19 protein-coding genes are annotated in these 22,370 nt (G+C 60.0%); 8 read left to right on the top strand and 11 right to left on the bottom strand.

Going from position 1 to position 22,370, the window contains the following annotated elements:
- Window positions 1-59 precede the first annotated feature (59 nt).
- A complete protein-coding gene (gene putA, locus V3C40_RS18175; RefSeq protein ID WP_331778188.1) occupies window positions 60-3,713 on the bottom strand; it encodes a trifunctional transcriptional regulator/proline dehydrogenase/L-glutamate gamma-semialdehyde dehydrogenase in 3,654 nt (1,217 codons plus the stop codon).
- Window positions 3,714-3,920: 207 nt separating this feature from the next.
- Here putA and V3C40_RS18170 point away from each other — a divergent pair, with 207 nt between their 5' ends.
- Together V3C40_RS18170 and V3C40_RS18165 are read left to right on the top strand one after the other, a co-directional pair.
- Window positions 3,921-4,376: an Lrp/AsnC ligand binding domain-containing protein gene (locus V3C40_RS18170; RefSeq protein ID WP_010393827.1), complete on the top strand. Its 456-nt coding sequence runs from the start codon at window positions 3,921-3,923 to the stop codon at window positions 4,374-4,376.
- Window positions 4,377-4,579: 203 nt separating this feature from the next.
- Window positions 4,580-6,139, top strand: coding sequence for a methyl-accepting chemotaxis protein (locus V3C40_RS18165; RefSeq protein ID WP_070303219.1), 1,560 nt, complete (start codon window positions 4,580-4,582; stop codon window positions 6,137-6,139).
- Window positions 6,140-6,190: 51 nt separating this feature from the next.
- On the opposite strand, the gene V3C40_RS18160 is transcribed toward V3C40_RS18165, so the two are convergent.
- The gene (locus V3C40_RS18160) at window positions 6,191-7,171 is read right to left on the bottom strand and encodes a LysR family transcriptional regulator (RefSeq protein ID WP_034752642.1); all 981 of its coding nucleotides are present in this window, start codon (window positions 7,169-7,171) and stop codon (window positions 6,191-6,193) included.
- A 206-nt stretch (window positions 7,172-7,377) separates the two neighbouring features.
- On the opposite strand from V3C40_RS18160, the gene V3C40_RS18155 reads away from it, so the two are divergent.
- Window positions 7,378-7,683 (top strand): hypothetical protein, encoded by a 306-nt coding sequence (locus V3C40_RS18155; protein ID WP_034752641.1) that lies wholly within the window; start codon window positions 7,378-7,380, stop codon window positions 7,681-7,683.
- A gap of 60 nt (window positions 7,684-7,743) precedes the next feature.
- Here V3C40_RS18155 and V3C40_RS18150 read toward each other — a convergent pair whose 3' ends face one another.
- From V3C40_RS18150 to V3C40_RS18130, 5 genes are all read right to left on the bottom strand, one after another.
- Window positions 7,744-8,340 (bottom strand): chalcone isomerase family protein, encoded by a 597-nt coding sequence (locus V3C40_RS18150; protein ID WP_331778187.1) that lies wholly within the window; start codon window positions 8,338-8,340, stop codon window positions 7,744-7,746.
- A 112-nt stretch (window positions 8,341-8,452) separates the two neighbouring features.
- Complete coding sequence (locus V3C40_RS18145; protein ID WP_034752637.1) at window positions 8,453-8,719, bottom strand: YfhL family 4Fe-4S dicluster ferredoxin; 267 nt, start codon at window positions 8,717-8,719, stop codon at window positions 8,453-8,455.
- 14 nt (window positions 8,720-8,733) lie between these two features.
- Window positions 8,734-9,231 carry a pantetheine-phosphate adenylyltransferase gene (coaD, locus tag V3C40_RS18140; protein ID WP_034752633.1) on the bottom strand — a complete coding sequence of 166 codons (498 nt, stop codon included), beginning with the start codon at window positions 9,229-9,231 and terminating at the stop codon, window positions 8,734-8,736.
- Window positions 9,232-9,331: 100 nt separating this feature from the next.
- Window positions 9,332-9,991: a 16S rRNA (guanine(966)-N(2))-methyltransferase RsmD gene (gene rsmD / locus V3C40_RS18135; RefSeq protein WP_152988600.1), complete on the bottom strand. Its 660-nt coding sequence runs from the start codon at window positions 9,989-9,991 to the stop codon at window positions 9,332-9,334.
- Window positions 9,992-10,060: 69 nt separating this feature from the next.
- Window positions 10,061-10,957 (bottom strand): DUF6279 family lipoprotein, encoded by an 897-nt coding sequence (locus tag V3C40_RS18130; protein WP_072456027.1) that lies wholly within the window; start codon window positions 10,955-10,957, stop codon window positions 10,061-10,063.
- 25 nt (window positions 10,958-10,982) lie between these two features.
- Between V3C40_RS18130 and glmU the strand changes: the two genes are divergently transcribed.
- On the top strand, window positions 10,983-12,359 hold the full coding sequence (gene glmU, locus V3C40_RS18125; RefSeq protein WP_072456029.1) for a bifunctional UDP-N-acetylglucosamine diphosphorylase/glucosamine-1-phosphate N-acetyltransferase GlmU: 1,377 nt from the start codon (window positions 10,983-10,985) through the stop codon (window positions 12,357-12,359).
- A 652-nt stretch (window positions 12,360-13,011) separates the two neighbouring features.
- Here glmU and V3C40_RS18120 read toward each other — a convergent pair.
- Entirely contained in the window at window positions 13,012-13,485 is a 474-nt protein-coding gene (locus V3C40_RS18120; protein ID WP_331778186.1) for an Lrp/AsnC family transcriptional regulator, read from the bottom strand.
- A 161-nt stretch (window positions 13,486-13,646) separates the two neighbouring features.
- On the opposite strand from V3C40_RS18120, the gene glmS reads away from it, so the two are divergent.
- Window positions 13,647-15,476, top strand: a complete 1,830-nt coding sequence (glmS, locus tag V3C40_RS18115; RefSeq protein ID WP_331778185.1) for a glutamine--fructose-6-phosphate transaminase (isomerizing) — start codon at window positions 13,647-13,649, stop codon at window positions 15,474-15,476.
- A gap of 67 nt (window positions 15,477-15,543) precedes the next feature.
- Here glmS and V3C40_RS18110 read toward each other — a convergent pair whose 3' ends face one another.
- Together V3C40_RS18110 and V3C40_RS18105 are read right to left on the bottom strand one after the other, a co-directional pair.
- A complete protein-coding gene (locus tag V3C40_RS18110) occupies window positions 15,544-16,410 on the bottom strand; it encodes a methylenetetrahydrofolate reductase (protein WP_331778293.1) in 867 nt (288 codons plus the stop codon).
- Between the two features lie 13 nt (window positions 16,411-16,423).
- Window positions 16,424-17,305 (bottom strand): LysR family transcriptional regulator, encoded by an 882-nt coding sequence (locus V3C40_RS18105; RefSeq protein WP_331778184.1) that lies wholly within the window; start codon window positions 17,303-17,305, stop codon window positions 16,424-16,426.
- Window positions 17,306-17,432: 127 nt separating this feature from the next.
- On the opposite strand from V3C40_RS18105, the gene msuE reads away from it, so the two are divergent.
- From msuE to V3C40_RS18090, 3 genes are read left to right on the top strand one after another with little or no spacing between them, the layout of a single operon-like run.
- A complete protein-coding gene (msuE, locus tag V3C40_RS18100; RefSeq protein WP_331778183.1) occupies window positions 17,433-18,014 on the top strand; it encodes an FMN reductase in 582 nt (193 codons plus the stop codon).
- A gap of 60 nt (window positions 18,015-18,074) precedes the next feature.
- Window positions 18,075-19,052, top strand: a complete 978-nt coding sequence (locus V3C40_RS18095) for a DUF1852 domain-containing protein (protein ID WP_331778182.1) — start codon at window positions 18,075-18,077, stop codon at window positions 19,050-19,052.
- Between the two features lie 27 nt (window positions 19,053-19,079).
- The gene (locus V3C40_RS18090) at window positions 19,080-20,105 is read left to right on the top strand and encodes a methionine synthase (RefSeq protein ID WP_331778181.1); all 1,026 of its coding nucleotides are present in this window, start codon (window positions 19,080-19,082) and stop codon (window positions 20,103-20,105) included.
- A 352-nt stretch (window positions 20,106-20,457) separates the two neighbouring features.
- Here V3C40_RS18090 and V3C40_RS18085 read toward each other — a convergent pair whose 3' ends face one another.
- Window positions 20,458-22,125, bottom strand: coding sequence for a methyl-accepting chemotaxis protein (locus V3C40_RS18085; RefSeq protein WP_331778180.1), 1,668 nt, complete (start codon window positions 22,123-22,125; stop codon window positions 20,458-20,460).
- Between the last annotated feature and the right edge of the window lie 245 nt (window positions 22,126-22,370).

The following is a 22,370-nucleotide window of genomic DNA, read 5'->3' as shown; positions in this document are numbered from 1 at the left end:
GCAGTACGAATGTACGGCCAGGCAAGGCAACAACGCCATGGACTTTTTCTCAGGTTCCTTTAGACACTGAGCATCATCAGGCTGGCATTCCCACCCGCCGCCGTCGTATTCACGCACAGCGCCCGCTCCGCGACCAGGCGCCACAGAGGGATGGCACCCTCTTGCGTGGTGGCGATGGTGCCCACCAGCGCCCCTTCCCGTGCCGCCAGCAGCGGTTTGAGCTGGCCATCGAGGCTAGGCTCGATCATGGCGATGTGGAAATCATGCTTGACCGACTCCAGGCTCGTAATGATCTGGATGCGGTCCTTCAGCGCGGCCGGCAAGTCGCCCGGGATCAGTTCCGGCGATTGTGCCAGCACCAGGGCCTCGTTACCGGTGGCCAGGACGGCCGCCAGCTGGTTCATCAGCGTGCCTGAGGTCGCTGCCGCGCACAGAATCGTGCCGCGCGCGGCAAAGCTCAGGGTATTGCGCTCGCCTGTCGGGCCTGGCAAGACGGTGGTGCTGCCCAGCAAGGTGGTGCGTGCGTATTCCTGCGCCAGTTGCTCTACCTTGTCGTGGCCATGCATCTTTGCCCACACGGTCAGCGCGTCGAGTGCTGGCGGCGCCTGGCGTTGATGCTGCGCGCCGGCCGGCGCATTGCGCTGCAAGCGTTTCAGGTACAGGGGGCCGCCCGCCTTGGGGCCGGTGCCTGATTTGCCTTCGCCGCCGAACGGCTGCACGCCGACGACGGCGCCGACGATGTTGCGGTTCACATAAATATTGCCTACGTGCGCGCGCTTGGTGATGAAATCGATCGTTTCATCGATGCGTGTATGGATGCCCAGGGTCAGGCCGTAACCGCTGTCGTTGATTGATTGCACCAGTTGCGGCAGCTCGGAGCGCTTGTAGCGGATCACGTGCAGCACGGGGCCGAAGACTTCCTGCGTCAATTGCGCCAGCGACTTGATTTCCAGCACGGTCGGGGCGACGAACGTGCCTTTGACGGTCGGCAAATCGAGCGAATAATGGTCGATGGCCATGGTTTTCATCTTGTTGATGTGCGCCAGCAAGTTACCTTGCGCTTCCGCATCGATGACGGGACCGATATCGGTGGCCAGGCGGTCAGGATTACCGACGCGTAATTCCTGCATGGCGCCCTTGAGCATATGGATGGTCTTGTCGGCGATTTCCGTTTGCAGGAATAGCACGCGCAAGGCCGAGCAGCGCTGGCCGGCGCTGTCAAAAGCGGACGACATCACGTCTTGCACCACTTGCTCCGGCAAGGCGGACGAATCGACGATCAGCGCATTCTGGCCACCCGTTTCGGCGATCAGGGGAATGTCGATGCCTTCGGCCACGGCACGCGCGGCCAGGTTGCGGTTGATCAGTTGCGCCACTTCCGTCGAGCCCGTGAAAATCACGCCTTTCACACGCACGTCATTGCACAGGCCGGCGCCGACGACTTCGCCGCTGCCGGGCAAGAATTGCAGTGCGCCGCGCGGCACGCCCGCCGCATGCAGCAATTGCACGGCGCGGTGCGCGATCAGCGGCGTTTGCTCGGCCGGTTTGGCCAGCACCACGTTGCCTGCGGCCAGGGCGGCGGCCAGCTGGCCCGTAAAGATGGCCAGCGGGAAGTTCCAGGGGCTGATGCAGGTGACGGGACCGAGCGCCAGGGTATTTGGCGCGTGTTCCACCTGCGCCGCGTAGTAGCGCAGGAAGTCGACGGCTTCGCGGATTTCCGCGATCGCGTTCGGCAGGGACTTGCCCGCTTCGCGCACGGCCAGGGCCATCAGCTCGATGTGGTGTTCTTCGAACATGTCGGCCGCGCGCAGCAACGCTTGCGCGCGGATCGAAGGCTCCGTGGTTTGCCAATCCATGGCGTAGGCGCTGGCGCTGGCCAGCGCCGTTTCCACGTCGGCCGGACCGGCTTCCATGACCTTGCCCACGACATCGTCGTGCTGGGCCGGATTGTGCAGCATGTGCGTGGGGCCATTCAGGCTGACGGCGCCATCGATCAGCGGCGCTGCCTGCCATGTCTGCTGTTGCGCCAGTCCCGTGGCCAAGGTGCGCAAAGTATCTTCATTCGACAGGTCCAGGCCGGCCGAGTTCCTGCGTTCGCTGCCAAACATGTCCAGCGGCAGCGGAATCGACGGATGCGGCAAGCCGCCCTGCAGGCGCGCCTGCTCGAGCGGATCGCGGATCAGGCTATCGATGGCCACGCTTTCGTCGACGATCTGGTTGACGAACGACGAGTTGGCGCCGTTTTCCAGCAGGCGGCGCACCAGGTAGGCGAGCAGGGTTTCATGCGAGCCGACGGGCGCGTAGATGCGGCAAGGCTTGTCGAGATTCTCGGGGCCGACGACCTGGTCGTACAGGGTCTCGCCCATGCCGTGCAGGCACTGGAATTCATAGTCGGTGATGCCGTCGCGTTTCGCCCAGGTATAAATGGTCGACAGGGTTTGCGCGTTGTGCGTGGCAAATTGTGGATAGATCAGGCTGCTCGCGGCCAGCAGTTTTTGCGCACACACGAGGTAAGAGACGTCCGTGTAGACCTTGCGTGTGTAGACGGGATAGCCTTCCTGGCCATCGACTTGCGCGCGTTTGACTTCCGCATCCCAATACGCGCCCTTGACCAGGCGCACCATGAACTTGCGGCCGCTGCGGTGCGCCAGGTCGATCAGGAAATCGATGGCGAACGGGCAGCGTTTTTGATACGCCTGCACCACGTAGCCGATGCCGTCGAAGCCGGCCAGATCCGCATCGAAAGCCAGTGCTTCCATCAGGTCGAGCGACAGTTCCAGGCGGTCCGTTTCTTCCGCATCGATGTTGAAGCCGATGTTGTACTGTTTGGCCAGCAGCAGCAGCGCTTTGACTTTCGGCAGCAATTCTTCCATGACGCGGGCGCGCTGGGCGCGGCTGTATCGTGCATGCAGGGCCGACAGTTTCACGGAAATACCGGGACCGTTGCGGATGCCGCGGCCGTTCGACGCCTTGCCGATGGCGTGAATTGCAGTTTCATACGAGGCGTAGTAGTTGGCCGCGTCCTGTTGCGTCAGGGCCGCCTCGCCCAGCATGTCGTACGAGTAGCGGTAGCCGCGCGTTTCATTCTCGCGGCTGTTCTTCAGCGCTTCCTCGATGGTCTGGCCCGTCACAAACTGGTTGCCCAGCATGCGCATGGCCAGGTCGACGCCTTTGCGGATCAGCGGTTCGCCGCCTTTGGCGATGAGCTTGGTCATGGCCGAACCGAGGCCCGATTCGCTGCTGGTACTGACCAGTTTGCCTGTAATCAGCAAACCCCAGGTGGCCGCGTTGACGAACAGCGACGGCGATTCGCCCAGGTGTTTCTTCCAGTCACCTTTGCTGATTTTGTCGGCGATCAAACGGTCGGCCGTCTGACTGTCGGGTATACGCAACAGCGCTTCAGCCAGACACATCAATGCAACACCCTCTTCCGACGATAGCGAGAACTCGTGCATCAGTGCATCGACGCCGGATGCGCGTGTGCGTTTTTGGCGCACGTTCGAGACCAGGCGGTGCGCCAGCGCTTGTCCTTCGGCCGTCGTTTCGGTGCTGCTGGGGCGCACTTGTTGCAACAGCCACTGCACCGCGGAAACCTCGTCGCGCCTATAGGCGGCGGTGATGGCGGCGCGTTGTGGAGTCGCTTCGGGCAGGATTTCTGCCTGGAACGCAGCAAAAGGAATCGGGGTAAAAGCCGAGGGGCCTGCAGGGTGCATAAGTGCTCTTTACAAGGAAAAAGGGGACGAAAACTGACGTAATTCTTGCTCTTTTTTGGTGCAAAAAAATACAGAAAGTCGGACGTTAAGATGATTCGATTGTAAAGGGGATTCTTATGGATTAATTCTGGTAATACAGGGGACTAGCAATAGATAGTTTTTGATGCGACAATTTAACCAAATAATATTAATTTGGGGGTGATGGGAATGCTGGACAAGATCAGTAAGAAAATCCTGATGGAATTGCAGAGCGATGGACGCATCAGCAATGTGGAGCTGGCCGCGCGCGTGAACCTGTCGCCTGCCGCCTGCCTGGAGCGCGTGCGCAAGCTGCACGAATCCGGTTACATCATGGGCTATACGGCCCAGTTGAACCCGCAGCTGCTCGACGTGTCGCTGCTGGTGTTCATCGAAGTGGTGCTCGATCGCACGACACCGGAAGTGTTCGACGCCTTCAAGCATAGCGTACAAATCATTCCAGAGGTACTGGAATGTCATATGGTCGCTGGCGGTTTCGATTACCTGGTCAAGGCGCGCGTCAAGGACATGGCCGCCTACCGCGAATTCCTGGGCAAGACGCTGTTGCAGAAAGGTGTGCGGGAAACCCACACTTATGCCGTCATGGAAGAGGTCAAAAACACCACCAAATTGCCAATTAAGTGACCCTGGTGTAGCCGCCCCGTTTTTCTGATTGAGCTATCGGAACAAATGTTGTAGGGTAGAACTACAATTCTGCTATCCGGTAGCCGGCCTGAAAACACGCGCAGACGTTGTGTTCAGGGTGCAAGGTGGGCAATCGTGCCCACCCGCATACGGCCACAGCACGTCCCTCCCGGGACGTGACGGGTTCGCGCAGCGGGGGACAAATGAAGCAGTTGCAGCATCAGCTGGTGCGTTTCTTTGTATTCACGATCCTGGCAATGGCCGTCGCCTGTTGCCTGGCCTATCTGCTGCTGTTGTCGGGCGGCGACCATCCTTATTTGATTGCCTGCGTGGCCGCCGCCATCGGCGCCGCGCTGCTGGCGTTCGCCGGCCGTCCGCGTGGCGAACCGGGCTTGCACCAGTTCGCCGACACGGTGGGCAATGCCATCGATGCCATCATGATCGGTGCGGCGGAAACCTCGTATTTTGTCGATTCCGTCAAACAGAAGGTGGAACTTGATGTCCGCACGGCCAGCGACATTGCCGACAGTTCCGTACAAAATGCCGCGATGACGGAAAAGATCGCCGCCAATGCGGAACGTGCCGCCAAGGTGGCGGCCGGCGTGCGCGTGGAAAGCGTGGCGGCGCGTGCCGAAGTGGACCAGGGCTTGCGCCGCATCAATACGGCACGCGAGGAAGCGCAAGGCGCGTCCAGCACCATGCTGAGCCTGCAGGAAAAATCCAAACGCATCACGGGCTTTACGGAAGCCATTTCCGATATTTCCGCGCGCACCAACTTGCTGGCGCTGAACGCCGCCATCGAAGCGGCCCGTGCCGGCGAACATGGCCGCGGTTTTGCCGTCGTGGCCGGTGAAGTGCGGCAATTGGCGCAGCGCACCAAGGAAGCTTCCGATGAAATCAGCGTGATGGTGCGCGAAATCAATGAACAGTCGGAAAAAGCCGCGCGCGGCATGAGTTCGCTGGCGGCCGGTGTCACGGAAGCGGCGCGCAATGTGGAAAGCGTGCATGCTTCACTGAGCCATATCGAGCAATCGTCGGGCGAATCGGAAGACGAGATCGGACAAATCGCCCGCGCCTCTCGCGAACACGTCGACACGACGCAAGTGATCGCCGACGCCATCCTGCAAATCCGCGACAGCATGCTGTCGACGAATGCCGAATTGCCGCGCGCCACGCAATCGGCCATGGCCTTGGCCGAGCGGGCCGAAGTGATCGCCGGCGCCCTCGGTGAATCGAGCGTGGCCACGCCGCACGACGAGATCCGCGAGGCGGCCCAGCGCGCCGCGCGCGAGGTGGGCAAACTGTTCGAGCAAGCGATCGCGTCGGGCCGCATCACGCGCGAAGCCCTGTTCGACCGCCACTACCGCCCGATTCCGAACACCAATCCGCCCAAGCACAACACGAAGTTCGACGCTTTTACAGACAAGGTGCTGCCCGACCTGCAGGAAGGCGTGCTGGCCGCCCTGCCCCATTTGGCGTATGCGGGCGCCGTCGACAACAATGGCTATTTTCCGACGCACAACAAGAAGTTTTCCCAGCCGCTGACGGGCGACTACGCCACCGATATGGTCAATAACCGCACCAAGCGCATCTTCAGCGACCGCACGGGCAAGCGCTGCGGCAGCAACACCAAGGCCTTCCTGTTGCAGACGTATAAACGCGACACGGGCGAGGTCATGCACGATTTGTCCGTGCCCATCCACGTCGAAGGCAAGCACTGGGGCGGTTTTCGCATCGGTTACCGATCCAGCAATCATGCATAGCAAAACGCCTGATGAGAGATCATCAGGCGTTTTTTCTTGTGCCGGCGACGCTTATTCGATATGGGGCTTGGGCGCCACGCCGCCGCCGGCCGCCGTGGCCGTGCGCAGGGTGGGCGTGTTCATGCTTTCCAGATGATTACGCAGCCATTTGTGGGCGGGGCTGCGGGCGTCGCGCTCGTGCCACAGCATGTCCAGGTGGACGGCCGGCAAGGTCAATGGCAAATCCTTGTACAGCAGGGACTCCGTCATGCCCGTCGAGGCGATCAAATGGCGCGGCAAGACCGTGATCAGGTCGGAATTGGCGACCACTCGGCCTGCCGTGAAGAACTGGTTGACCGTCAACAGGATGCGCCGTTCGCGGTGGATCTGCGACAGGGCTTCGTCGATCAAGCCATGCGCGCGGCCGGAAAAGCTCACCAATAAATGGTTGGCTGCGCAGTAGTTATCCAGGGTCAATTCTTTGTCGGCGAGTGGATGGCCGCGCCGCATCACGCACACATACTTGCCGGAATACAAGCGCTCGTGGCGGATGGGCGAACCCGTTTCGCTCGACAATTGCGCTGCCACGCCGGGAAAGAAGCCCACGGCCAGGTCGATATCGCCGCGCAGCAGCATCGGGCGCGGTTCGCGCGTCGTCAGCGGCATCATGCGCACGTTGACGCCCGGTGCTTCCCGTTCGATCGAGCGCATCAGCGAGGGCAGCCAGAACGCGGCCGTCGCATCGGCCATGGCCATGCGGAAAGTGGCGTGGGTCTTCGACACGTCGAAGGTTTCCGGCGTGACGGCCGCTTCGAGGCTGGCCAGGGCCGAGCGCACGGATGGCCATAGTGCTTCGGCGCGGGGCGTGGGTTTTACGCCGTAGGCCGTGCGGATCAGCAATTCGTCACCGAGGCTCTCGCGCAGGCGTTTGATGGCGTTCGATACCGCCGGCTGCGTCATCGCCAGGTGGCCGGCTGCGCGCGTCAGGTTTTGTTCCGTCATGACGGCGTCGAAAACACGCAGCAAGTTCAGATCCAGCGTCAGAAAACTCATGGAAAGCCCAAGATAAAAGTTGAATTGATTACTTAAAATTGATTACTTAGGAGTGTAAACCGCGCCGGGCACGAATATTTTCACTCGTTAAAAAATATTACAGTTTTCCATTCACGATTCATATAATTGGTATCAAGAAATGGAATTAGATTTATATGTTGCACTGCACTATAGTACTGGCAAATTCTATAATGCACTGGAACACTATGTCTACCTTCGCCTCCGCCCTGTACGCAGTATCCGCACCCGTGCTGGAGATTTCCCTGCTCAACGCCCTGCAACTCGTGCTGGTGATCGTCGCCGTGGGCGCGTTCGCCCTGCTGTTCAAGCCTTTGCTGGTGGGGATCGCCCGTGCCATGATGCTGGTGGTGCGTCCCAAGCTGAGCCGCGAAGAGCGTCTGGCGCGCCAGCAGATGCGCGAAGCGCAAGCCTTGAAGCGCACTTTGGGCAAGATGGATGGCGTGTCGCCAAGCAACGCCGCCGAATTGCGCGCCCTGTCGACGCGCGCATAAGCTCGCTGTTGCAGATGACAAGCCGGCATACGCCGGCTTTTTTTACGCCCGCGTTGTGCTTCAGGCCATATCGCCCAGCAAATGTGCGCGCAACAAAGTGTCGGCCGGATGGGCGCCGATCCAGATTTTTAGCAGCGCATTGTAAAAGGCCAGGTCCGGCACCATGTCGCCCACCTGCTTGCCGTTCAGTTTGCACAACGTTCCCTCTTTCGGCAGCCAGTCCACAGTGAGAATATCGCCCTTTTTCAGGCCGGGCACCATTTCGAACATGGCGCCGAACTGCATCGTCTGGCTCAGCAGGCGTGTGCGGTCGGCCTGCTCGGAACTGCGCTTCAAGCCCTGCATGAAGGCTTGTCCCAGTTCGTCGGAAGTGATGTCGCGCAGCATGACGATTTCCAGGCGGCGCGGTCCGGGCAGCGCCAAAATGTCGGCCAGCTGGGTTTTCTTTTCCGGCAGGTACAGCGCGATCGTGTAGACCTTGAAGATGACCTTGTAGCGCACGCCGGCGCCGTTGAGTTTCAACTCGCGGCTGGCCAGCTGTACCGTGTCGTCCAGCTTGACGCCGCCCACCTCGACGGCCAGCGCCGTTTGTGCCAAGGCGGCGCACAGGCAGGCGGCTGCGAGGGAACGGCCGAAACGGGATGTGCGTATTTGCATCTTCTACCTCCGTGGAAACCATGGGCTGTGGATAAGTCAGCACACAGTGTAGAACAGTTGGCAGAAGCTGGCGCCACGCAGAAGTGGTCCAGAAGTGGCGCGGGAGAAAAGCTTAGGTTTTGGCGGCAGGCAGCTCAGCCTGCAGGCGTTCGTACTTGGCCATCAATTGCTCCGGGCTTTCGCGCCAGGCGGGATTGAAGGGGATGCAGCTGACGGGGCACACTTGCTGGCATTGCGGCTCGTCAAAGTGGCCCACGCATTCGGTGCACTTGTTGGGATCGATTTCGTAGATTTCCGCGCCCATGTAGATCGCGTCATTCGGGCACTCGGGCTCGCAAATGTCGCAATTGATGCATTCGTCGGTGATCAGTAATGCCATGATTTCACTCTTACTTATTGCGATGAGGCAGCGTTGGCGGCAATCTTGTTTTGCAGCCAGCGGTTCACCGAGGGGAAGACAAACTTGGAGACGTCGCCGCCCAGCGCCGCGATTTCGCGCACGATGGTGCCCGAAATGAACTGGTACTGGTCGGACGGCGTCAGGAACATGGTTTCGACATCGGGCAACAGGTAGCGGTTCATGCCCGCCATCTGGAATTCGTATTCGAAGTCGGAAACGGCGCGCAAGCCGCGCACGATGACACGCGCCTCATGCTTGCGCACGAAATCCTTGAGCAAGCCGGAAAAGCTTTCCACTTGCACATTCGGATAGTGGCCAAGCACTTCGTTGGCGATTTCCAGGCGTTCGTCGAGCGAGAAAAACGGTTGCTTGTTCTTGCTGTCGGCCACACCGACGATCAGCTTGTCAAACAGACCCGATGCGCGGCGCACCAAATCTTCATGACCACGCGTGAGCGGATCGAATGTTCCTGGATAAACGGCTACAACCATTGCGGCTCCCTGACGATGCACCAATATAGACGCGCATTATGCCTGAAATTGGTGCTGCGCCTCGGGCTAGGGAGCCTTTTTGCCTCATTTATAGGCAGATTCAGGCAGTTGCCGGCACTTTGTTGTAAGTTAGCAAATGATAATAAACGGTGCCCGCCTTGTCGGCGCGGATGACTTCCCACGGCGCCATCCATTCCGGTTTTTCCAGTGCGCTCGCTTCATCGAAGACCAGCGGCAAGCCCGATTCCGCGTAGACGATGCCGCCTTCCTTGAGCAGATTGGCGCACAGCGGCAGCACTTTTGCGAGGAAATCCTGCTGGTAAGGCGGATCGAGGAAGATCAGGTCGAAGCGCTGGCCGCGCGCTGCCAGGCCCTGCGCCGTCAGCAGGGCGTCGCCGCGCAGCAGCTGGACATTATCAGCGCGCAATTTCGTCTTGTTCTCTTCCAGCTGGCGGATCACGGGCGTGTGCGTGTCGACCATGGTGACGGACGCGGCGCCGCGGCTGGCCGCTTCGAAGCCCAGCGCGCCGCTGCCGGCGAACAGGTCCAGCACCTGGGCGTTGGCCCAGTCGCCGTCGCGCAAATGATTGATCCAGTTAAATACGGTTTCGCGCACGCGGTCCGGTGTCGGGCGCAAACCGAGTGCCTGCAAAACAGGCAGCACGGAGCGTTTCCACTGGCCGCCGATGATGCGCACCTGGTTCGGTGGCGGCGCGTGGTGGACGGGGACTTTGGCGGGTTTTTTAATCTTCTTTTGCATGGGGATTTCTTCAATTCGATGGCGGCCACTATAGCATATGGCCCCCTCCCCCCTGCTGGCGCTGCCCCGCTATTTGGGTTGCGTGGCCAGGGAATTGAAATCGTCGATCCAGCCCTGCATGCGCTTGACGGCGTGGGTCTTTTGCGCCGGCGTGGCGATCTTGATCACCGTCATGACCATCTGCGCCGTGCTGCTTTCGTAGGCATCGAAGAAAGCCTTGCGCTCCGAATGTTCCAGGCGCTCGAAACTGTCCTTGATCAGGGTCGTGACCAAGCCCACGGTGGCGTCCTTGCCGAGTTTTTCCTGGTGGACCTTCTTGACCAGGTTCAACACATTCTGCTGGCGCCGCATGCGTTCGTCGAGCCAGATCTCATTGTTCAGCGGACGCGCGTCGGACGCCTTGCGGATGATGGCTTCCTGCTCGCTGCTGAAGCTGCCGAACCACAGTTCGAATTGCTCCATGGCTTTCTTGTAGCGCAGTTGCTGGCGCTTCTCCTGGTCGCCGCTCAGATATTTCTTGCGGTAATCATCATTGTTCGACTTGAACTTCTTTTCCATCTGCGCGATCTGCTCGGGCTTGAGCGAACGGGCCAGGTCGGCCAGTTCGGGCGCCGCTTTCAGCAGCAGCGCCTGGGTGCGCTGCTTGATCTCGCTGTAATCGGCCATCAGGTCCGCCTGCGTGATATTGCCTTGCAGCTGCTTCTGGCCCGTGCGCAGGATTTCCACGTAATCCTTCAATTGCGTCTTGCGGTGCCAGTCGAACAGCTTGTCGATATCCTCGCGCACCCAGCCTTTCTGGTCGCGGTCCAGGTCGACATACGCGTTCAGCCACCAGTACAGCACGGTATCGCCATTGTTGTAGGCCAGGCGCAAGCCGCTGCAGCCTGCGACGATAATGAAAAGCATGGCCAGCACGGCGTAACGAAAGCGGCTGGAGAATGGGGCCTGCGTGTTAAACTTTTTCATATTCTTAACTTATAAAAGACGGTCTATGAACGTTGTCATTCTCGCTGCCGGTATGGGCAAACGCATGCAGTCGGCACTGCCCAAGGTATTGCACTCGTTGGCGGGCAAGCCATTGTTGTCGCACGTCATCGACACGGCGCGCGGCCTGGCGCCGTCCCGATTATGCGTGATTTACGGGCATGGGGGCGCAGCGGTGCTGAAGTTGCTCGACGGCTACAAGGTGAACCATGCCGTGCAGATCGATGCCGCTGAGCAGGCGCAGCAGCTGGGCACAGGCCATGCCGTGCAGCAAGCGCTGCCTTTGCTGGACGACAGCGTGCCGACCCTGATCCTGTACGGCGACGTGCCGCTGACCAGCGCCGCTTCCCTGCAGCAGCTGGTGCAGGCGGCTGGTAACGATAAGCTGGCCATTTTGACCGTGGAACAGGACGATCCTTTCGGCCTGGGCCGCATCGTGCGCGAGCACGGCGCCATCGTGCGCATCGTCGAGGAAAAAGATGCCACGCCAGCAGAGCGCGCCATCAAGGAAATCAACAGCGGCATCATGGTCGCGCCCACCGTGGCCCTGAAGCAATGGTTGTCGGCCTTGTCGAATGACAATGCGCAAGGGGAATACTATCTGACCGATATCGTTGCCCAGGCAGTCGCTGACGGCGTGGCCGTCACCTCGGCGCATCCTGCCGCCGTGTGGGAAGTGGCGGGCGTCAACAGCAAGGTGCAGCTGGCCCAGCTGGAACGCATCCACCAGAACAATATCGCGCAAGCGCTGCTCGAGCGTGGTGTGACCCTGTTTGACCCGGCCCGCATCGACGTGCGCGGCGAACTCATTTGCGGCCGCGATGTCACCATCGACGTCGGCTGCGTATTTGAAGGCAGAGTCGAACTGGGCGACGGCGTGCGCGTGGGCGCCAACAACGTCTTCATCAACGCCACGGTGGCGCCCGGCGCGCACATCAAGCCCTTCTGCCATATCGAGGACGCCATCGTCGGCGCCGCTTCCATCATCGGCCCGTACGCGCGCCTGCGCCCGGGCACGGTCCTGGCGGAAGACGTGCACATCGGTAACTTCGTCGAGGTGAAAAACAGCCAGATCGCCGCGCACAGCAAGGCGAATCACCTGGCCTACATCGGCGACGCCACCATCGGCTCGAAGGTCAACATCGGCGCCGGCACGATTACCTGCAACTACGATGGCGTGAACAAGTTCCGCACGGTGATTGAAGACGACGCCTTCATTGGCAGCGACAGCCAGCTGATCGCGCCCGTCACCGTCGGCAAAGGCGCTACCTTGGGCGCCGGCACGACCTTGTCGAAAGATGCGCCAGCGGGCAAGCTGACCGTCTCGCGCGCGCGCCAGGTCACGATTGACGGCTGGACGCGTCCCGTGAAAATCAAGAAGTAAGCGCACCGCCCTCGGTACGCATGACGCCGTCAGCCTGTCCGGGCTGACGGCGTTTTTTTACGCCTGTGGATAATCCTGTGGAGAGTTAGCTGACAACCCGGGATAAGTCCGACCATTTTTCCCATCCCGTATTTTCTCCGTATTGTTGTGTGTGGATAAGCATGTGAACAAGCATGCGGACAAGTGATGGATAAGCCCGGTATAAGCTGCGTATAAACGGTAAAGAACCTGTGGAAAAGACGGGATAAGTTTTCTGGCCCAGCTTGCCGTTCCAGCGTACAAGCCAGTCCGGGCAGGCTGAAAAAGTATCGCTGGTTTTTTGCTTGCCTGGACTGTGGATAAGCTTGTGTGCAATCTGCGGATAAGTGATGGATAACTTATAAGTCATTGTATTATAAGGATATTCAAGAGTTATTCGTCAATGCTGGCTGTGGGTAAAGCTGTGCAAAAGCCTGTGCTTAAAGCATGGACAAGCGATGGATAAGCCGGGATAAGTTTTTACACGGCAGTAGCTACACATTTATTGAACGGCCTCCTGCGAGGCCGGATGTGGCAGCCGTGAAAATCCGCGATTTTTATACTGTGGATAAACTTGTGTATAAGCACGTGAAAAGCGAAGGATAAGCAGGGATAACTTCTCTGTCCGCTTGCTTCATACCGCGATGCGCGTCTCGAATTTGCTGCGAAAGGTGGAAAAATAGCTTTTCACGTTGCGCACATTCGCGTGCGCGGCAAACAGGCGGTGCGCCAGCGCGTGGTAGGCGGGCATGTCGGCCACTTGCACCATCAGCACGAAGTCGGGCCCGGGCGAGACGCGGTAGCATTGCAGCACGGCCGCTTCCTGCGCCACCAGCTGCTCGAATTCCGCCATGCGCTCCGCCGCCTGTACGTCGAGCGTGATTTCCACGATGGCCGTCAAGCGCGCGCCCACCAGCTGCGGCGCGACGATGGCCACTTGCCGCTCGATGACGCCGCTTTCCCGTAAATGCTTGACCCGCCGCAAACACGTGGGCGCCGAGACGTGCACCGAGCGCGCCAGTTCACTGTTGGTTTGCGATGCATCAATTTGCAAGGCGTTCAGGATGCGATGATCGATTTCGTCGAGGGTAATGTTGTCTTCGCTCATGGTCTTGATGAATTAGATAATATATCGAGTTTAAATGAAATAATATTTCATCATAAAATAGAGGTGAAATATTCAGTCAAATATACACGGATTTAGAAAGCATATTTCACGCGCTCTGCATTAGCATGCATGCATTGATGAATTTTTAGACAGAGGTTTCCATGTGCGGCATCGTCGGCGCAGTAGCGCAACGTAATATCACTCCCATCCTGGTCGAAGGCTTGAAGCGCCTGGAATACCGCGGCTACGATTCCTGCGGCATCGCCCTGCATGCGGATGGCCGCTTGCAGCGCTCGCGCTCCACCTCGCGCGTGGCCGAGCTGGAAAAGCAGATCGCCGAAGAAGGCTTGAGCGGTTTTACGGGCATCGCCCATACGCGCTGGGCCACGCACGGCGCCCCTGTCTCCTTCAATGCCCACCCGCACTTCTCACCAACGGAAGAGAACGCCCGCGTGGCGCTGGTGCATAACGGTATCATCGAAAACCACGACGAACTGCGCGCCGAACTGACGGCCCTCGGCTACGTCTTCCAGAGCCAGACGGACACGGAAGTGATTGCCCACCTGGTCGAGCACATGTATAACGGCGACCTGTTCGAGACCGTGCAGCAAGCCGTGAAACGCCTTGATGGCGCGTATGCGATTGCCGTGTTCTGCCGCGACGAACCACACCGCGTGGTCGCCGCGCGCCAGGGTTCGCCCCTGATCGTCGGCCTGGGCAATGGTGAAAACTTTGTCGCGTCCGACGCCATGGCGCTGGCCGGCACGACGGACCAGATCATCTACCTGGAAGAAGGCGACGTGGTCGACCTGCAACTGTCGCGCTGCTGGATCGTCGACGTCGATGGCAAACCCGTCGAGCGCGAAGTGAAAACCGTGCATGCGCACACGGGCGCGGCCGAGCTGGGCCCGTACCGCCACTACATGCAGAAGGAAATCTTCGAGCAGCCGCGCGCCATCGGCGACACCTTGGAAGGTGTGACGGGCATCATGCCGGAACTGTTCGGCGACGGCGCCTATAAAATCTTCAAGCAGATCGACCGCGTGCTGATCCTGGCCTGCGGCACCAGCTCGTACGCGGGCATGACGGCGAAATATTGGATCGAGTCGATCGCCAAGGTACCCGTCAGCGTGGAAGTGGCCAGCGAATACCGCTACCGCGACAGCGTGCCGAATCCGAATACACTGGTGGTGACCATTTCGCAAAGCGGCGAAACGGCCGACACCCTGGCCGCCCTGAAACACGCGCGCAGCCTGGGCATGCTGCACACCTTGACCATATGCAACGTGGCCACCAGCGCCATGGTGCGCGAATGCGCCTTGGCCTACATCACGCGCGCTGGCGTGGAAGTGGGCGTGGCATCCACCAAAGCGTTCACGACGCAGCTGGCCGGCTTGTTCCTGCTGACCTTGTGCTTGGCGCAAGTCAATGGCCACCTCTCCGAAGAGCAGGAAGCGGCGCACCTGAAAGCCATGCGCCACCTGCCCGTCGCGATTGCTTCCGTGCTGGCGCTGGAACCGCAAATCATCGCCTGGTCCGAAGAATTCGCGCGCAAGGAAAACGCCCTCTTCCTCGGTCGCGGCATGCACTACCCGATCGCCCTGGAAGGCGCGCTGAAACTGAAGGAAATCTCGTACATTCACGCCGAAGCGTATCCAGCCGGCGAATTGAAGCACGGCCCGCTGGCCCTGGTGACAAATGAAATGCCGGTCGTCACCATCGCGCCAAACGACGCCCTGATCGAAAAGCTGAAATCGAACATGCAGGAAGTGCGCGCCCGCGGCGGCCAACTGTACGTCTTCGCCGACGTCGATTCGCGCATCAGCTCCGGCGAAGGCCTGCACGTCATCCGCCTGCCTGAGCACTACGGCGATTTGTCGCCGATCCTGCACGTGGTGGCGCTGCAATTGCTGGCGTATCACACGGCGCTGGCACGCGGTACGGACGTGGACAAGCCACGCAATCTGGCCAAGTCGGTGACGGTGGAGTAAGCAGGGCCGATGGTGTATTGCTCTGGTGGCGCAATGTCACCAGAGCGGCGGTCGTCGCACAGGATGCTCAAAGGCCTGGGTCGGTACGAGCACGGTATTGCTCTATCCACTTCACCGACTGTACGATGCCGCCAAATGGAAAGAAATGCAGGCTGACCTCGCCATGTGCTGCTGTCAGGCCGGCGGCCAGGCGATCTACAAACAGATCGGGGCCTGCCGTGCCGAACAGCTTGCCGATCGAGACGCCGTATTTGGACCACATCGATGCGCAGGCGCCCACGCCGCATACTGCGGCATAGCGCGCCAGCACCGCGATGCTCGCGGGGCCTGGTACGCCCACGCGCACGGGATGGTTGATGCCATGCGCGCGCAGCGCTTCCAGCCACGTCAACACGATGTCGGCATCAAAGGCGAACTGGGTGACGATCAAGGGCGTCATGCCGCGCATCTCGATGTTGTGGCACTTGCGTTCAAGCACCTCCCACTGTTCAGCCTTGCTCATCACCGGATGGCCTTCCGGGTGGCCACCCACGCCGATCACCTTCATGCCCGCGCGCTCGAAAACGCCTGTGTCGATCAGCGCGGCACTGTCGGCAAACGGCCCCATCGGTGTGGGTGGATCGCCAGCGATGACGAAGCAGCGCTCGACGCCTGCTTCAACGGCCGCGCGCTGCACGAAGGACTCCAAGCCGGCGAGCGAAGCGATACGGCGCGCTGACAAGTGCGGCATGGGCTCAAAGCCGAGTCTGCGCACAGCCCGCGCCGCGGCCAGCCGCGCGTCGTCATCCTCGCGAGCCAGGTAGGGAATGGCAATGGTGGACCCGGGCAATATCCGGGGCGCCGCCGCGCTCAAAGCAGCAATGTCCTTCGTACTGGCTTCCATCGAATAGGCGTGCGTGATGTTGCTGACCGGCTTGCGCATATCGTGATGCATCAAGGGTTTTACCTTAGCTTCCTTGCGCCATGGCGATGAAGGCCTTGACGTAGTCGATGGCGGTGTCCGTCTCGCGTGCCCCCAGGAAGATCTGCTTGGCGATGCCGCGCGGGCCCAGCCGCACAGGCACCACGTCCATCTTGGTAGCGTATTCCTCGACCAGCCAGCGCGGCAGGGCGGCCACGCCGCGGCCGCTGGCCACCATCTGCAACATGATGTCGGTCGTTTCGATGGCTTTGTGGCGCTTGGGCGTGACGCCGGCCGGCAACAGGAACTGGTTGTAGATGTCCAGGCGCTCGATGTCCACGGGGTAGCTGATCAGCACTTCCTGTGTCAGCTGCTGGGGCTTCACATAGGCTGCCGACGCCAGGGCATGACCCTTGGCCACGACGAGCACCTGCTCGTAGTCGAACACGGGCTCGAATGCCAGCCCCGGCTTGTACAGCGGGTCGGGCGTGACCAGCAAGTCGATCTCGTAGCCGAACAGCGCGCCGATCCCGCCGAACTGAAACTTCTGCTTGACGTCCACATCCACGTCGGGCCATGCGGCCAGATAGGGAGACACTACCTTGAGCAGCCACTGGTAGCAAGGATGGCATTCCATGCCGATGCGCAGCGCGCCGCGCTCGCCCTGCGCGAACTGGCCCAGGCGCTCTTCGGCCAGGTCCAGTTGCGGCAGCACCCGGTTCGCCACCGCCAGCAAATACTGGCCGGCCTGCGTCAGGCGCAGGTTGCGCCCTTCGCGCAGCCAGACGTCGGTGCCCAGTTGCTGCTCCAGCTTCTTCATGCTGTGGCTCAAGGCCGACTGGGTCAGGTTCAGCACGCCTGCGGCGGCCGTCAAGGACCCTTGCTTTTCGACTTGCTGGACGATGCTGAGGTGAATGCGTTCAAGCATTGGAATGAGCCATATTCATGGATGTATGAAATAAGACCATTATACTTCATCGATCCCCGCCGTTATCATCCCTACCCTTGCTGCTGGCATTTGTCGGCCCGCCCGCATCACCCATTTGAAAGCAAACATGACACGTCCACTTCGCTTAGTCGCCGTTTCCGGCGGGCTGCAACGCCCTTCCAAGGCAGCAGCCCTGGCCGAGCACCTGATGGACCTGATCGCTGAGGAAGTGCTGTGCGAACAACGCCTGGTCGAACTGGGGCAGCTCGCGCCGCAGCTGGCCGGCGCAACCTGGCGCTCCCATCTGCCCGAGGCGGTGGAGCGGGAACTCGCGGCGGTCGAGCAAGCGGACATCCTGGTGGTGGCGACACCGGTCTATCGCGGCTCGTACACTGGCCTGTTCAAGCACTTCTTCGATTTCATTGACCAGGACGCCTTGATCGACAAGCCCGTCTTGCTGGCGGCCACCGGCGGCAGCGAGCGCCATGCCCTGATGATCGACCACCAGTTGCGGCCGCTGTTCAGCTTTTTCCAGGCACGCACATTGCCGCTGGGCGTCTACGCGACCGACAAGGACTTTACCAACTACCGCCTGCAGGACGAGGCCCTGATCCAGCGCGCCACCTTGGCGGTGCAACGGGCATTGCCCTTGATCGGCTTGACGCGCCATGCGAGATCCGCCACCGCTGAAGAGCTGGTCGCGGCCTGATACGCATCACCACGGTCAATCAACATATTCACCTTTTCGCAGACATCAGGACAGATCACCATGAGCAAAGATTTTGTATTCAGCATCAAGAGCATTGTTTTCGATGAAAACTATCACCCATCGGACAGCACGCGATTGACGACCAACTTTGCCAATCTGGCCCGGGGAGAGCGTCGCCAGGAGAACTTGCGCAATACCTTGAAAATGATCGACAGCCGCTTCAACAATCTGGCGCATTGGGACAACCCGAAGGCAGACCGCTACTCCGTCGAGCTTGAAATCATTTCCGTCGCGTTGAATATCGATGCCGAAGGCGACAATATTCCATTGATCGAGATATTGAAGCCGAACATCATCGATAAAAAAACCAATGAGCGCATCGATGGCATTGCCGGGAATAACTTCTCCTCCTACGTGCGCGATTACGACTTCAGCGTGCTGCTGCCAGAGCACAACAATAATAAATCCACGTTTGGCACGCCGGACAACTTCGGCGATTTCCATGGCAAGCTGTTCAAGCACTTTGTCAGGTCAGACACCTATAAAGCGCACTTCAGCAAGCCGCCCGTTATCTGCATCAGCGCCTCGAGCAGCAAGACCTATCAGCGCACTGAAAACCAGCACCCCATCCTGGGCGTCGAGTACCAACAAAATGAGTTCTCGTCGACCGATGAATATTTCGAAAAGATGGGGATGCAGGTGCGCTATTTCATGCCGCCCAACAGCTCCGCGCCGCTGGCTTTTTATTTTATCGGCGACCTGCTGGGCGACTACAGCAATCTTGAGCTGATCGGCACCATCAGCACGATGGAAACGTTCCAAAAGATCTACCGGCCCGAAATTTACAACGCCAATTCCGCGGCGGGGAAGTTGTATCAGCCCAGCCTGAAGAACCAGGATTACTCATTGACGCAAATTGTCTATGACCGGGAAGAGCGCAGCCAGCTGGCGGTCAAGCAGGGCAAATATACGGAAGAGCACTTCATCAAGCCATACAAGAATATTCTTGAACAATGGTCTGCCAACTACGCGCTCTGATTAAAAAAATAAACGAAAGCATTCATCATGAAAAAATTATTGCCTACTTCCACTGCCGGCAGCTTGCCCAAACCTTCCTGGCTGGCACAGCCTGAAAAGCTGTGGTCGCCGTGGAAATTACAGGACGAGGAATTGATCGAGGGCAAACAGGATGCTCTGCGTTTGTCACTGCAGGAACAGCAGCAGGCAGGCATCGATATCGTCAGTGACGGCGAGCAAACCCGCCAGCATTTCGTCACCACGTTTATCGAGCATCTGAGCGGCGTGGATTTTGACAAACGCGAGACCGTCAGGATACGTGACCGCTACGATGCGAGCGTGCCGACCGTCGTGGGCGCCGTGAGCCGCACCAAGCCGGTTTTCGTGGACGACGCCAGGTTTTTACGCCAGCAAACCAAGCAGCCGATCAAATGGGCCCTGCCAGGCCCGATGACGATGATCGATACGCTGTATGACAGCCACTACAAGAGCCGTGAAAAACTGGCCTGGGAATTTGCCAAGATACTCAATCAGGAAGCGAGGGAACTGGAGGCGGCCGGCGTCGACATCATCCAGTTTGACGAACCCGCATTCAATGTCTTCTTTGATGAGGTCAATGACTGGGGGATTGCCACCCTGGAAAGGGCGATCGAAGGACTCAAGTGCGAAACGGCCGTCCATATTTGCTACGGCTACGGCATCAAGGCCAATACGGACTGGAAAAATACGCTGGGGTCCGAGTGGCGTCAATATGAAGAGTCTTTCCCGAAGCTGCAGAAATCGAATATCGACATCATCTCGCTCGAATGCCACAACTCGCGTGTGCCCATCGACCTGATTGAACTCATTCGCGGCAAGAAGGTGATGGTCGGGGCCATCGACGTGGCCAGCAATACGATTGAAACGCCGGAGGAAGTCGCCAACACCTTGCGCAAAGCGCTGCGCTTTGTCGATGCCGACAAACTCTATCCTTCGACCAACTGCGGCATGGCGCCCTTGGCTCGCCGGGTAGCAAGAGGCAAGTTGAATGCGCTCAGCGCAGGCGCGGCAATCATTCGCGGAGAGCTTTCCTAGCCGGCTGGTGAAGTTACGCCTGCGCCTAAGCCAGGCGCAGCAGCATCACCCGCAAGCGCTCCCCCATCCGTGCCCGCAAGGCTGCGTTCAGCAGCGGCGCCACCTGCGAAGAGCTTTCTTGATGCGCGCCAGCAGGGCATCGGCATACTCTTCCGCCTGTTGGTACCTGGCGAAGCCGAAACGGGCCACGTCGCGCAGCATGGCGTCGCGCGTGATGTCGCGGCGGCCGGCGGATTGTGGTCTTTAATTGGAAGAGTATGAACGCCGCAGTTGATTTTTAAAGTGAACATAAAACTGAATTTAATACGATTAAATTCAATCTTATGTTCATGTGATCCGTCGTCGCGCTATTCTAGAATTCCTCCCACTGTGCCGGCGCGCAGGCGCGTTGCGGCGCCGCTGTCACGGCCACGCGCATTGCCGTGCCGGCCGCTGGCCGCGCGGCAGGCGTTGGCAAGGTCGCCGCTGGCACGCCGCCCAGTTTAAATGCGCTCACCACCTGCGCCAGGGTGGCCGCCTGCTCCTGCATGGCCGCTGCTGCTGCCGCCGACTCTTCCACCAGGGCCGCGTTTTGCTGGGTGACGTTGTCCATTTCGCTGATGGCCTGGTTGATTTGCTCGATGCCGGCCGTCTGTTCCGCGCTGGCCGAGGTGATTTCTTCCATAATGTCGGTAACGCGGCGCACGCTGTCGACCAGATCGGTCATGGTGTTGCCGGCTTGATGCACGAGCTCGCTGCCGGCCGCCACGCTTTGGGTCGAGTCGTCGATCAGGGTCTTGATTTCCTTGGCCGCGGCAGCCGAGCGGTGCGCCAGGCTGCGCACTTCCGTGGCCACGACGGCGAAGCCACGGCCCTGCTCGCCCGCACGCGCCGCTTCCACGGCCGCGTTCAAGGCCAGAATGTTGGTCTGGAAGGCGATGCCATCGATGACGCCGATGATGTCCGCGATCTTGTTCGACGAGGCGTCGATTTGCCGCATGGTCGCCACCACTTGCGCGATGACGGCGCCGCCCCGTTGCGCCACGCCGGAAGCCGTGTCGGCCAGCACATGCGCCTGGCGCGCATTGTCGGCATTCTGCTTGACGGTCGAGGTCAGCTCTTCCATGGATGACGCCGTCTCTTCCAGCGAACTGGCTTGCTGCTCCGTGCGCGCAGACAGGTCCAGGCTGCCCGCCGCTACTTCGGACGAGGCCGAGGCGATCGTTTCCGTGCCGGCACGCACCGTGCCCACCGTTTGCGCCAGGTTGTCGTTCATGCGCTTGAGCGCCTGCAACAACTGTCCCATTTCATCGCGCGACTGCACTGTGATGTGGCTGCGCAAATCGCCCGCGGCCACCGTGTTGGCCACTTGCAGCGCCGTGGCGACGGGGCCGGTGATCGAGCGCGTGATGCCATACGCCAAGGCCGCTGCGATGGCCAAGGCCGCCAGCGACATGCCGATTAGCAAGGTGCGCGTGTTGGCATAGGTCGCATTGGCATTGTCGCCCGCCGTGTTGGCCAGGGTGTTTTGCAAGCTGATCTGTTCAGCAATCAATTGCTTGTAGACGAGCAAGACGGGGCGCAGCTGGCCGTACAGGTAGGCGCTGCTGTCGTCCGGCGTGCCGCTCCTGATCAGTTCCAGCAAGGCCTCCTGCCCCTGCGCGTAGCGCGTGTTGGCATCGTTCATCTTGGCCAGCAGCGCGCGTTCACGCTCCGAATCGAGCATGTTCGCGAGCTTGCCGAGATTGCCGGCCGCCGCCTGGCGCGCGGCCAGGATGGCGTCCGTTTGCTTGCGCTGGTCGGCCGGATCGGCGCTGAGCATCATGTTGCGCAAGGCAATGGCGATGTCGTTGATGTTGGCCGATACGCTGTTGGCGAGCTCAATCTTCGGCATGCTGTCATGCACGATATGGCCGGTGCCCTGGTTGATCTTGCCCAGCATGGCAATGCCCAGGCAGGAGATGATGATCAGCATGGCGCCGATGGCGCCAAAGCCCACGGCGAGGCGGGTGCCGATGGTCAGGTTGGATAAAAACTTCATGGCGGTCTCAATACGGAGGGAATGGTCAAAAGGTCGGCGGCTGCGGATTGGGGGCCGCGCCGCCAAGCGGAGGACGATCCTAGACCTTTTCAGGTGATATTTCCATAGGGCAATATGCCTAGTCGCCCCCTTGGATGCACGCCGGTTCCGCCTGTTCTGCGGCTTGCGCGTGTTTTCAGCTATATTGGCAGGCACCCGCCGGGCAGCAGGCCATGACCGGCGTCGCCGCCGATTCGGCAATTTTT

Origin of the sequence: Janthinobacterium sp. LS2A (genome assembly GCF_036543145.1) — a bacterium.
Lineage (GTDB): Bacteria > Pseudomonadota > Gammaproteobacteria > Burkholderiales > Burkholderiaceae_D > Janthinobacterium > Janthinobacterium aestuarii.
Note: the sequence above shows the minus strand (reverse complement) of the source record. Positions and strands in the feature narration are given on the sequence as shown.